The organism is Actinomadura rifamycini DSM 43936 (assembly GCF_000425065.1).
Lineage (GTDB): Bacteria > Actinomycetota > Actinomycetes > Streptosporangiales > Streptosporangiaceae > Spirillospora > Spirillospora rifamycini.
Genome location: NZ_AULB01000007.1, coordinates 123,595 through 136,316, shown reverse-complemented (window position 1 = coordinate 136,316; position 12,722 = coordinate 123,595). Strand labels below are relative to the sequence as shown.

The 12,722-nt window shown below is 75.6% G+C and carries 7 protein-coding genes and 2 tRNA genes; all 9 read right to left on the bottom strand.

Annotated elements, in window-relative coordinates:
- Positions 1 to 180: 180 nt before the first annotated feature.
- Positions 181 to 2,715, bottom strand: a complete 2,535-nt coding sequence (locus H505_RS0103270; RefSeq protein ID WP_084549801.1) for an outer membrane protein assembly factor BamB family protein — start codon at positions 2,713 to 2,715, stop codon at positions 181 to 183.
- Positions 2,716 to 2,839: 124 nt separating this feature from the next.
- Complete coding sequence (locus tag H505_RS0103265; protein WP_034516493.1) at positions 2,840 to 5,665, bottom strand: DUF5682 family protein; 2,826 nt, start codon at positions 5,663 to 5,665, stop codon at positions 2,840 to 2,842.
- On the bottom strand, positions 5,662 to 6,771 hold the full coding sequence (locus H505_RS0103260) for an ATP-binding protein (protein ID WP_026400817.1): 1,110 nt from the start codon (positions 6,769 to 6,771) through the stop codon (positions 5,662 to 5,664). The genes H505_RS0103265 and H505_RS0103260 overlap by 4 nt, the downstream gene beginning before the upstream one ends.
- A 28-nt stretch (positions 6,772 to 6,799) precedes the next feature.
- Complete coding sequence (locus H505_RS0103255; protein ID WP_026400816.1) at positions 6,800 to 8,287, bottom strand: vWA domain-containing protein; 1,488 nt, start codon at positions 8,285 to 8,287, stop codon at positions 6,800 to 6,802.
- A complete protein-coding gene (locus tag H505_RS0103250; protein WP_026400815.1) occupies positions 8,284 to 9,663 on the bottom strand; it encodes a hypothetical protein in 1,380 nt (459 codons plus the stop codon). Before H505_RS0103250 ends, H505_RS0103255 begins: the two co-directional genes overlap by 4 nt.
- Entirely contained in the window at positions 9,663 to 10,133 is a 471-nt protein-coding gene (locus H505_RS0103245) for a hypothetical protein (protein ID WP_245592424.1), read from the bottom strand. The genes H505_RS0103250 and H505_RS0103245 overlap by 1 nt, the downstream gene beginning before the upstream one ends.
- A 192-nt stretch (positions 10,134 to 10,325) precedes the next feature.
- Positions 10,326 to 12,518, bottom strand: coding sequence for a hypothetical protein (locus tag H505_RS0103240; protein WP_051300143.1), 2,193 nt, complete (start codon positions 12,516 to 12,518; stop codon positions 10,326 to 10,328).
- A 2-nt stretch (positions 12,519 to 12,520) separates the two neighbouring features.
- Positions 12,521 to 12,593, bottom strand: a tRNA-Trp gene (locus H505_RS0103235).
- Positions 12,594 to 12,642: 49 nt separating this feature from the next.
- A tRNA-Trp gene (locus H505_RS0103230) sits at positions 12,643 to 12,718 on the bottom strand.
- Positions 12,719 to 12,722: the final 4 nt, after the last annotated feature.

The window sequence follows — 12,722 nt, the reverse complement described above, 5'->3', positions numbered from 1 at the left end:
ACCGCCACCGGAACCCGCCGAAATCCCCGTGGCCGAACGCGGCCGTGCCGTCCGGCCGGGCGCGCGGACACCTTCCGTCCCGTGCCGTCGACGGCACCTCGGCCCGGACGCCCTGGGGTTCACCAGTTCCGCTGACCGGAGCACCCGCGCCGGTCGGCACTCGCCGGCCGTGCCGGCGGGTCAGCCCCGCACCCGGTGGACGGCGAAGCCCCGCACCCCGGACCCGCCGACCCGGTGGACGATCTCGGACGGGGTCAGGACCGCGAAGCCGCCGCCGATCGTCGCCGGCCGTCCCGGCAGGCCGTCGGACACGCGGCGTCCGGCGGCGTCCAAGAGGAGGAACCGCTCGCCCTCCCCGCCGGGCCGGACGCCGTCGGGCCGGTGGACGGCCGTGAACCGGTCCCCGGCCGCCCCGTAGAGCGAGAGGGAGCCCGTCTCCAGCAGGTCGCGGACCCGGGCGGCGCCGTCGCGGACCCGCACCGTCACCGCGCGCCCGACCGGGCCCGTCGCCCCCACCGCCCCCGCCTCGCAGACGATCAGCGCGCCGCCGTCCCCCTCGCACCGGCGGAGCCGCACCGTCCGGGCGAGTTCGCGGCCGGTGGCCCGGTCGAGCACGGCGCCGCCGTCCGCCGTCCCGACGACCGCGGCGCCGCCGCCGTCGTACAGCAGGCCGGGCTCCCGGTACCGGTCGCCGAGCCGCCAGCGCGGCTCGCCGTCCGCCGTCCCGTACGCGACGAGGTCGCGCGGCTTCCGCTTCCCCTCCTCGTCGCGGGCGGTCTCGGCGGCGAGGACGAGCCCGCCGCCGATGCTCTCGGGCGTCATCCCGCGCTCGCGCCACAGCTCCCGCCGCGTGCCGGTCGCGTACACCGCCATGACGTCCTCGCCGCCGCGCACGGCCGGCGAGATCTCCACCGCGAACGCCTCGTCGCCGGCCGCGGCCAGGGACACGAAGCCGTCCCCCCGGACGACCTCCTTCTTCCACCGGACGCCGCCGTCGTCCAGCGAGAGCGCGGCGACGCCCTCCGCGCCGCCGGACGCCCGGTAGCGGACGAGCGACAGCCGCTCCCCGCCCGCGGAGACGACGCGGACCCGGAGGACGTCCGCCGCCTCGGCGCCGTCGCCGAGCGGCGCGCCCTCGGCGACGGACCACCGCACCTTCCCGGTGCCCGCGTCGGCGACGACCTGCGTGTCGGTCTCGTCGTGGTCGCGCCGCGGGCCGGTGTAGACGACGGAGTCCCCGGCGAGTTCGATGTCGATCACCCTGCTCAGGCCGGTGTCCCTGCCGGGCGGGTCGGGGGCGGGTTCCACCTCGGCCCGCCACAGCGGCGCCGTCGCGATTCCGGGAGACCGCGGCATCGGTTCGGCCGGTTCGGCCGCTTCGGCCGGTTTCCTGCCGACGGCGGCGGGGACCACGGCCAGGTCGCCGTCGTCGACCTCGAACGCGGCGGCGTCCGGCGACAGCGCGGCGATCCCGTCGGACGGCACCGGGCCGAGCCGGTTCGCCGCCCGGTCGACCATCGCCTGCCGGGGGAGCCCGCCGGGCTGTTCGGTGACGAAGATGCGGTCCCGCCAGACCGAGCTGACGCGGAACGACGTCCTTTCGTCGAACGGCGGGGTCCCCGCCGTGAACACCTTCCCGCCGGTACCGGAGCGGACCGTCGCCAGCCGCCCGTGCAGGGTCGAGCACGCGATCAGCGTCCGGCCGTCGTCGGCGCAGTCGCGCAGGCGGTCGGCGTACCCGCGGACGCGGCCGGTGGCCGAGTCGAGCAGGACCGTCCGGTAGTCCGGCAGCATCCTTCCCGGTTCCGGCTCCGTCACGTCGACGACGGCCGTGTCGCCCGCCACCGCGTCCAGATGGGCGCTGCCGAACACGTCGCCCGAGTCCCAGAGCTTCCGGCCGCTCCGCACGTCCAAGGCGAACACGTCCGTGCCCGTGCGCCGCGGCCCCAGTCGTTCCGCCGGGGGCTGCTCGCCGCGCGTCTCACCGAGCACCGCGTCGCCGGCGAACCGGTAGGCCCAGCCGCCCTCGTGCTCCCACAGCACCCGGCCGGTCGCGGGGTCCAGCGCGACGGTCTTCGGACGCGCGCCCCGCTCCGCCTCCACGCTCGCGAGGATCGCTCGCGTGTCCGCCGCGAGCAGCCGCACCCTCGGCCCGGGGCCGTCGCCGCCGGACCCGGGGCGGGCGAGCGCGCGCTTCCAGCGGACGCCGCCGTCCTCGCCCGACAGCGCCGCCACCCCGGTCTCCGCCCGGTGCGGCGGCTTCCCGGCGTACCGGACGAGCACGGACCAGTCGTCTCCCTGGCCGTACGCGAGCGGCTCGCCCATGGCGCCCCACAGGGCACCGGGCCCCGCATCGGCGTGCGCGCCGTCACCGTCCAGCAGGGGCTCCCCGCTCTCCAGGACCCAGCGCGGTTCGCCGGTCCGCAGACCGGTGACGGCCAGCCGGTCCCTGCCGCCCGCGTCGCCCGCGACGACGGCGTCGCCGCCGTGCAGCCCGATCCCCGCGGCCTCCACCATGCCGAGGTCGCGGGTCGTCCACATCGGGGATTCGCCGAACCGGACCGGCGCCGGGCGGCGCTCGCCGTCCGGCAGGGGCGCGGCGGCCTCGTCCCCGAGCACGCACACCGCGCCGAGGACCGCCACCACCGCCAGGAGGACGGCTCCCGCGGCCATCGCGCGCGCCCGGTTCGACTTCGGCAGCAAGCGGCACCTCATGCGTGGAAACCCGGTGATCGGACGTCCCGGCTGGGACGGCCGTGGCGCGTCCCCGGTTCCGCCCCGGCCGGACACGGCCGGTGCCGCGGCGGCCGGCCCGCCGCGGCACCGGTTTCGTGCGCCGCTACCGGGCGAGCAGGGCCGCGACGGCCTCCGGTGCCTCGGGGTGCCGCGCCACCAGGGCCGCGGCCTCACCGCCGCCTGCGGCGGCCGGGGCCGAGCGCCACTCCACCGGGTGGCCCAGCAGGGCGGCGACGGCCTCGGTCGTCGCCGGGCGCCCCGCCAGCAGGTTCGCCACCGGACCGGACGCCGCCGACGGAGCGGCCGCCGCCGGGGCCTCCGCGTCGCCCGACCACGGGGGCGTCCACGCGTCCAGGGCCGGAAGGGAACCCGGGAACGTGCGGGACGCCTCGTGGACGAGCACGGGCACCATCTCCCGCGCGTGGTCCTTCAACGTCGTGATCAGCTTCGGCAGCCAGGGCAGCAGCACCCGGTCCGGGAGCCGCCCGAACGCCTTCGACAGGACCTCGACGACGAGCGGCGCCAGCCCCGGCGCGGGATCGAGGGCCTGCACGAAACCGCTCAGGTAGTGCGGGAACGACGGCACCGACAGCGGCGACGCCAGCAGCTCGTCGCACTGGGCCCGCACGTCCGCCAGCGGCATCAGGCCGAGCTGCGACTTCGCCGCCCACAGCAGCGCGACCTTCGCGGGCGCCTCCGGATGCGACTGCCGCACCGCCAGCTCGAGCTGCGCCCGGTCGCAGCCGAGCGACAGCGCGAGGCTCTCCATCCCGAGCAGGAACCCGAGCATCGCCGCGACCTGCCGGACGCCCGAGTGCTCGTCCACGAACGCCGTCGGCAGCAGCGTGCAGTAGTGCGCGTACCCGGCGGTGACGAACTCGCGGCACCACTCCGGCAGCTCCGGCTCGGTCGCGCGGTAGTGCGCGAGGAGCCGCCGGATCCGGCGCAGCACCTCGGGCGCGTCGTCCACGGTCCGCTCGGCGGCCAGCAGCTCGACGGCCCGCGCGCCCAGCTCGTCGGCGAACCGCCCCGCGTCCAGGTACACCACGGCGTCCTCGACCGCGCGCAGCGCCGCGGCCGCCGTCGCCTTCGGGTCGTACACGGCGCGCCGCAGCCGCCGCTCGAGGACCTGCTCGGCGGTGACGCCCTCGTAGCCGAGCTCGACGAGCGACCGCTGGTTGCGGCCGATCGCGAGGTCCCAGCTCTCCTGGATCGACCGCTCGCCCAGCTCCCGCGCCCCCATGATCGGGCGGACGGCGTCGTCGGGCAGCAGCCGCCGCAGCACCCACAGCAGGTCGGAGCACGGGCGCAGGGCGGGATCGGCGTCGAGGTTCAGCAGCGCCCGCTGCACCGTCCGCTTGCCCAGGTCGAGGCCCAGCGGCTCCAGCCGGTCGAGGACGTCGCGGGCCAGCGGCGGCAGCGACTCGTACCCGACCTGCCCGACCCGGTCGCCGCCGAGCAGGATCTCGCACAGCCGCGCCACGTCCCGCCGCCCCGGCACCCGGTCCTTCTCGATGCAGGTGACGGCGGCGTCCTGGAAGTCGTACGGGGTCGGGCGGGTCCGGCCCCGCATCCCGGCGAGCAGCACGGACGTCTCGAACACGGCGATCGCGTCGGCGGTCGACGCCAGGTACCCGTTGCGGCGGGCGAGCCCGACGATGTCGACGCACCAGCCGAGCAGCTCCGACTCGTCCAGCGGGTCGAGGGCGGGCGGCCGGGCCAGGAACCCCGACAACCGGTCCGCGGCGCCCGCGCCCGCCGGGACGGCCGGCGCGGGCGCCTTCTTCCGCCCGGCGGCGGACGCGCCCCGCTGCCCCTTCAGCCGGAACGGCGCCACCCCGCCCCGCTTGACGGCCTTCGCGAACGTCGCCGCCGCGATCGACACCGACCCCGACGCCAGCCCGAACTGCGCCTCGATCGCCGAATGGCTCGACGGGATCAGCCCGTACCGCCACTTCGTGCCGGTGCGCGGCGGGATGTCGAACGGCTCCGCCGCCTCCGGGCGCAGCCCGAACCCGTCGACCCGGCTGACGGCGTGCGCCGCGCCGCACACGTACAGGCAGTCGGCCGGGTCGGCGCCGGTCGCGGCGATGTGCTCGCGCATCCGCGTCCACATGAACCGCTCGCGGCGCTCGTTGCGCTCCCGGTTGCGGGCGTGCGGGTCCAGCCGCCGGAACAGGCTGCCGATCAGCGTCATGACCTGCCGGTACGTGGCGTAGTCGGCGCCCACGAGCGGCTGCTCGACGTACTGGTCCCACCACTCCGACCAGTGCCGCACCTTCCCGTGGTGCAGCAGGTGCTCCTCCAGCTCCGCGAACCCGGGCCGCAGGTCGCCGATCTCGATTCCGACGGCGTCGCCGTGCAGCCCGTCCTCGTCGCCGGACCCGTCCGGGACGTCCGGTCCGGCGGGGCCGTCGGACTCGGGCGGGTCCCACTGGTAGACGTGGTCGGTGGACCGGTCGACCAGCACCAGCTCCACCCCGTCGGTCTCCTGCGCGTACGCGATCGCCTGGTACTCGGCGGACGCCTCGGTGATCGGCGCGACCACGCTCAGCGGCGCCCACTTCTTCGGGAACCCGTCGAGCTCGTTCGCGAACGACTGCAGCGCCACCGGCAGCCGGCAGTTCTTCAGCTCCGCCAGCAGCGGCGCGAAGTCCTCGCACAGCTCCAGGTAGACGACCTTCGGCCGCTTCTCCCGCAGCCGCCGCGCCATCGCCAGCGCCGACGCGGGCGAATGGTGGCACACCGGGAAGATCTCCAGTTCCTCCCGGAGCGCCCGGTCGACGTCGTCGACCATGCCGGCGAGGAGCCGCGCGACGCCGTCCCCGGCGGCCTCGCCGTCCCCGAACGCGCGCGCCGCGTCCAGCAGCTGCTCGCGGAGCGGGCCGAACACCCCCGCGGCCGTGCCCTTCGTGGCGGTTCCGGTCATGAGAGCGTCGCGATGGTGTCGCGGCCGCCCTCCAGGAAGCCCCGCCACGTGCCGTCGTCCTTGCCGCGCGGCTCGACGACCCCGTGCCAGAACTTGTTGAGGATCGCCAGGTCCTCCGGGGAGCGGCGGGCCAGCGACCCGACGAGCGAACTGCCGAGCGTCTCCGCCGTCAGCGTCCGGTCGCCGAAGAACTGGCTGTGCAGGATCGCGTCCTCCAGCACGCCGATCTGCTCGGCCGTCGACAGCGCCGACTCCAGCTTCTCGTCGTCGCTGGTCGCCGACTCGGCGGCGGCCCGCAGGTCGGAGAAGCTCTGCAGCAGGACGTCCAGCAGCGTCGGCGGCACCTCCAGGTCGATCTCGTGGCGGCGCAGCAGCTCCGCCGTCCGGAACCGGACGATCTCCGCCTCGCTCTTCTTGTTCGTCACCACCGGGATGCGCACGAAGTTGAACCGCCGCTTCAGCGCGGACGACAGGTCGTTCACGCCCCGGTCGCGGCTGTTCGCCGTCGCGATGATCGAGAACCCGGGCTGCGCGAACACGATGTTGTCGTCGTCCAGCTCGGGGATCGACACGTACTTCTCCGACAGGATCGAGATCAGCGCGTCCTGCACGTCGCTCGTCGAGCGGGTCAGCTCCTCGAACCGGCCGATCACCCCCGACTCCATCGCCGTCATGATCGGCGACGGGATCATCGCCTCCCGCGACTGCCCCTTCGCGATCACCATGGACACGTTCCACGAGTACTTGATGTGGTCCTCGGTGGTGCCGGCCGTGCCCTGCACGACCAGCGTCGAGTTCCGGCAGATCGCCGCCGACAGCAGCTCCGCCAGCCAGCTCTTGCCGGTGCCCGGGTCGCCGATCAGCAGCAGCCCCCGGTCCGACGCCAGCGTCACGATGCTCCGCTCCACGAAGCTGCGGTCGCCGAACCACTTCTGCGGGATCTCCCGGTCGAGGCCGTCCGCCCGCTCCGACCCGAGCACGAACAGCCGCACCATCCGGGGCGACAGCCGCCACGCGAACGGCTTCGGGCCGTCGTCCACCGACTCCAGGTAGTCGAGCTCCTCGGCGTACTTGACCTCGGCGGGGGCGCGCAGCATCTCGGACATCGCTCTCCTCATCGTCTGTGCCCTGGCCTCAGGCCAGGAAGTTCTTCAGTTCGGTCACGAGCTTCTGGATGCGGCCCGAGAGCACCGGGGTCCCGAGCCCCTTGAACCGCTCCCGGAACCACGGGTTCACCACCGCGCTCCCCGAGCTGTTCACCGACCCGACCGGGATGAACTTCGCCCCCGACCGGTGCACCGCCTCGAACTGGGCGAAGATCGCCTCGCCCGCCCATTCGTAGAAGTCGGAGATCCACACCACGACCGTGTTGCGCGGATCGGTGATCTTGGGCCGGGCCAGCTCCAGCGCGACGCGCCCGTCCGTCCCGCCGCCCAACCGCGTGCGCAGCAGCACCTCGAACGGGTCGTGCACCCACGGCGTCAGGTCCAGCGCCCGCGTGTCGTACGCCACCAGGTGCACGTCCACCTTCGGCAGCCCCGCGAAGATCGACGCCAGGATCGTGCAGTTCACCATCGAGTCGACCATCGACCCCGACTGGTCCACCACCACGATCATCTTCGCGGGCGTCGTCCGCTTCGCCGTGCGCCGGTAGAACAGCTTGTCGACGTAGAGCCGCTCGTCCTCCGGGCTCCAGTTCGGCAGGTTCTTCCAGATCGTCCGGTCGAGGTCGAGGTTGCGGAACACCCGCTTCGGCGGCACCGACCGGTCGATGACGCCCGTGCTCGTCTGCTGCACCTGCGTCCGCAGCACCTCGGCGACCTCGTCGACGAACCGGCGGATCAGCGCCTTCGCGTTGGCCAGCGCGACCCCCGACAGGTTCGCCTTGTCCCGCAGGAGCTGCTCGATCAGCGACATGCTCGGCGACAGCCGCCCCGCCAGCCGCGAGTCCGACAGCACCTCCCGCAGCGCCATCCGCCGCACGAGGTCGCCCTCCAGCTCCGACAGCGTCCCCGCGACCTCCCGGCCGCCCTCGTCGCCGAGCGCGCACTTCAGCCACCCGGCGTCCCGCTGCCAGTCGGCGAGCTGCGTCGCCGACACCGCGCCGGCCCCGGTCGAGAACACGTTGAGCAGCAGCTTCGACATCAGCGCCGCCCGCCGCACCGAACCGCCGTCACCCTCCTCCACACCACCGGCCGAGTCACCGGCGACGATGCCCCCGGCCCCGGCGGGCGCATTCGCGTCCGCCGCATCGTCGTCCGCGCCCGGGGATGCTTCCGCGTCCGCCGCATCGTCGGGCGGTGCCGCGGGGGGCGCCGGTCGTCCGGCCGCCTCGCCCGCCCCGGCGGGGGCGCCCGCCTGCGGGGATGCGGACGGGACGTCCGGCGCGGCCGGGGGCTCGGCGAGGTCGGCGAGCGCCTCGAACTCGGGGCCGAGGTCCGGGAAGCGCTGGACCAGGCCGTCGACCGAAACGCCCGGGGCGAGCAGTGCGGGCGGGAGGCCGAGGTCGTCCACGATCGCGACGCTCGACGACTCCAGCGCGGGCTGCTCCTCGGGCTCGAACAGGCGGGCCAGCAGCCGCCAGTACAGCACCTGCCGCCGCTTCTCCTCGATATCGCTCATTTGCGCAGCAACCGTCCCGCCCGCTCGCGCAGCACGCCGACGGCGTCGCCGGTCCGGTTGGCCGCCTTGAGCACCTTCGGGTCCGTGGGGCCGAGCGCCCAGTCGCCCGTGCACGCCTCGACCGGCTTCTTCTTCACCGTCGCCCGGACGGCCAGCGGCTGCACGCGCCACGTGCCGGCGTCCCACCGGACGAGCCCGATGCAGGACGACGAGGCCCGCACGAGGTCGGGGGTGACGGGGCCGCACGCGGGCAGCCGCTCGACGTCGAGGTCGATCGCGCGTCCGTCCAGTTCGAGGGCGGTGCCGTTCACCGCGTACCCCTCCAGGAACACCGGCTCGGCGATGCGCACCGGGTGCCGGTCCAGCGGCGGCGGCCCCGGCGCGACCGCCTCCGCAAGCTGCACCCGTGCCACCGCAAAGGGATCCGCCTCCTTGCCCGCGCGCGCTTTCGCGTCGTCCCAGATGAGGTCACCGCCCGGACGGAGCGCCATGTCCGCGACGTTGAGGCACCGGCGTTCCGCGAGCGCCTTGAGCAGGGTCGGGTGGGCGTCGAGGAGGCGCCACATCTGCGGCCCCGTGATGGTGTCGACCTTCGACGCCGCCACGGACGTCCGGACGAGCCGCGCGTCGCCGCCGGCGACCTCCAGCACGCCGTGCACCTGCACCTGGACGGACGTGCCGTGTTCGTGCACGTCCGCGCCCAGCACCAGCAGCCGTCCCGACACCGGTTCGGCCTCGGCGGCCGCGGCGCCCGCGCGGGTCAGCAGCATCCCGCGCGCCCACAGGTCGGCCCAGCGGCGCTCCGGGACCGCCTCCATCGCCGCGACCGGCGACGACGCCCGCAGTTCGGCCGCGAGCCCGTCCAGCAGGACGGCCGCGCCGCGCAGCCGCGGCTCCTTCAGCAGGCCCTCGACGAACTGGTCGGCCGCCGACACCAGGTCGTGGTCGACGCCGCGCCAGCCCGCGATCGCCAGTTCGGCCAGCCAGGACCGGCAGCCGGCGAGCAGGTTCGCGGCGATGTCGTCGCCCGCGGCGGCCGGGCCGTCCGCGCGGGTGCGGCCCGCGGCCCCGTCCAGCCGCGCGAGCAGCGCGTCGTGCACCGAGCCGAGCAGCGCCGTCCGCGCCCCGGCCAGCGTCAGCAGGTGCGCCTCCGCGACGGCCCCGGCGGCGATCTTCTCGGCCGCCTCGGCCGCCGGACCGCCCAGCGGCGACCCGGCGAGCGCCCCGGCCAGCGCGGCCAGCGCCGCCGCCTGCTCCGCGCCCAGCCGGCCGAACCCGCCCGCCAGCGCCGCGTCGAACCCGTCGACCAGGCCGAGCGCCTCGTCGACCCCGGCGGGCGTCCCGCCGGTCAGCTCCTCGAGCCCCACCGCCTGCATCAGTGCGCCCCTCCCGGGAACCAGTGCATCTCGGGCAGCGGCTCCGGCGACGCGGGCACCTCCAGGTACGCCAGGTGCCGCAGGAACCGGTTGAACACCACGGCCGCGGGCGCCGCGTCCTTCGTCCCGTTCAGCGCGCCGGCCAGGTCGCCGTCCTCGCCCGCGTCGACCTTCAGGTACCGCCCGACCCGCTCCCGCCCGTACTGCAGGACGGCCTCGGCGACGAGCGACTGCAGGTGCTTGCAGGGGTACGACCCGCGCAGCCCGCCGCACGGGCGGTTGTTGTTGGTGCTGCAGCTCAGCCCGTGCGTGCCCGCCGTGATCGACGACACGTACACGCGAGCGACGTCCGACCCGCTCGACACGACGCCCTGGAGGCGCCCGTCCGCGAGTTCGACGAAGGGCACCTTCGCCAGTTTCCGCGGCCGGACGGGCGGGACCACCCGCACCGAACTCGACCGTTCGAACACGCCCAAACCACGACCTCCCGCCGGTGGAACACGAACCGTTCAGCCGTGATCCACACTTGCAGCGAGGTCCGACAAACCGGTGACCGCCACCCGGCCCCGACCGGACGGAGCCGGGACGACCTGCGCGTTCGTCACGCCGCGGCGGTGACGGGCGGAGGCAGAGCTCCATCGGACGAACCGGACCGGGGAGCGTCAGGCGTCGCGCATCCAGTGGCCGCCGGCCGACCAGCCGAGCAGGCGCCGGACGCGCGGCGGGGCCGCGCCGTCGTCGAGGCTCCCGCCCGCCAGGACGTGCCGCAGCCCCGCCAGCACCGGATCGAGCCGCCGCACGACGCCCGGGGCCTGCCGGTCCAGTTCGTCCTGCATCCACGCGACCACCGCGACCTGCTCCTTCAGCCCGCACAGCGCCAGGAAGAAGACCGCCTGCCGCCACGCGTACGCCGCGTCCTTGATCGCGCCGAGCGGGTGCGGGTCGCCGTGCACCTTCCGGACGAGCCGGCAGGCGGTGCCGAACGCGCGGCGCGCGAGACCGTCCCACCCGTCCAGCGGGTCCGCCCCGACCGGGTGCACGAGGGACGCCAGGTTGTGCGTCGTCAGGATTTGCGCCTGCTCGATGACCATCCCGTTCCCGGCGACCGACCAGAGGCCCGTCACGCCGGAACGGGCCCGGCACAGGTCGCCGAACCGCCGCGCGTCCAGGGCGCGGTAGTCGATGCCGTAGTAGCGGGCGTAGAGGGTGCCGTCGAGGAGTTCCCCCGCGTGCGCGGCGGCCTTCGCGAACTTGCCGGAGAAGCGCCCCATGAAGATGTCCGCGGCGAGTTCCTCCACGAACGGGAGGTCCAGGCCCGCGCGTTCGGCGAGGGCGCGGAGCTCCGCGACCAGCGGGTTCGGCAGGATCGTGCCCGGGAAGCCCTGCAGCGCCAGCTCCGCGAGCCGGGTCAGGACGCCGCGCACCCGCGGCGCGGTGGCGCCCGCGTCGCGGTGCCGTTCGGCGGCCCGCACCCACGGCAGTTCGTGCAGCCGGACCTGGCTCTCCAGGTTCGTCAGCAGCAGCGACCGCCGGTTCCGGAACGCCCGGTACGTCGCCGCCATCACCCGCTGCAGCGCCGGGTCCGCGTACGCCTGCGAGGTCGCCGCCGCGGTCAGCTGCGGCACGAGCGCCGCCAGCACCTCCGCCGACGGGACGACGCCGCGCTCCACCAGCGTCGCCACCGGGGCCTCCAGCGCGGTCTCGACCGTGTCCCGCAGCCGGTCCGGGACCCGCGTGCCCTCCGCCACGCCCGTGCGGCGCGCCTCGTCCGCGGTCACCGGACCGACGAACGGCTCGACCGCCGGGACGCCCGCGTCGTCCGGTTCGTCCGCCAGCCGGGCGAGGACGACCTGCGCGAGCGCGTGGTGCGTGCCCCGCGCGGCGTCCGCCGCCTGCCGCCCGCGCAGCGCCGCGTGCTCCGCCGATCCGGGCGTCCCGCGCCGGGCGACCATCGACGCGATCGCGTGCCGCAGCAGCCGCGACGGCGCGCGGCCCGCGAGGACGTCCGCCAGCGACGTCCGCAGGACCGCCGCGTTCTCCTTGGGCCGGCGGTGCTTCGTGCAGCGGGTGTGCTCGGCCGCCAGCCGCTCGTACCGGGCGAGCAGCGCGGTGCCGCGCCCGCGCCAGCCGTCCGGCTCGACCGCGAGCACGCGCCCGTCCCGGACCGTCTCCAGCCAGTGCTCCAGCAGCTCGTCGGCGAACGGGTTCCACACCGCGAGCGCCTCGTTCATCGTCTCGACGGCCGCGTTCGGGCCGCGCCCGGCGATCCGCCGCCGGATCTCCCCGACCGGCTCGCGGCGCACGAGCGACGCGTCCGCGGGCTGCGCGCCGGGCCGCGGGGCGAACCGCAGCCGGTCGGCGAACGGGCCGATCTCCTCCAGCACCTCCAGCGCGCCCGCCCGGTCACCGGCCCGCAGCAGCCACGCCACGACGAGCAGCGCCGACTCCTCCGGCAGGACGATCTCGTACCGGCCGTCGTCGAGGCGTTCCTCCAGCTCGCGGACGCCGTCCTCGGTGAGCATGCGCCGGAACAGCGCCGCGCGCCGCGCGGGGACCCCGGCCCGCCGCGCCGCGTCCGCCTCGAAGCCGAGCAGGGCGCCGCCCGCCGCGGCCGCGCCCGTCGCGAACCCGCCGCGCGCCACCTCGAGCGTCGCCCAGGCGGGGAGCCCCGCGACGGGCGTCCGCGATCCCACGGTCAGGGAGCCGTCGCCCATCCCGTCGAGGACGCGCCGCCAGCGCGCCAGCCGCTCCTCCGCGCGGCGGCGCGTGTCGGCGTCCTCGTGCGACATCGCGGTCGTGAACGCCTTGGCCATCTGCCCGGCGGCGTAACCGGGGTTCGCCTGCACCTCGTTCATAGCCGGCGTGGCGGGTTCCGCCCCCGCGCCCTCCGGGTCTGGAGCCCGGTGCTCTCCTGGCTGAGCTACACGCCGATCGGGTGAACGGTACGGTCGCCGCCTTTTCGGCGGCAACCGGATAACGTGGCCGGCGTGGCGGGTCCTGCCCCCGCGCCCTCCGGGACTGGAGCCCGGTGCTCTCCTGGCTGAGCTACACGCCGATCG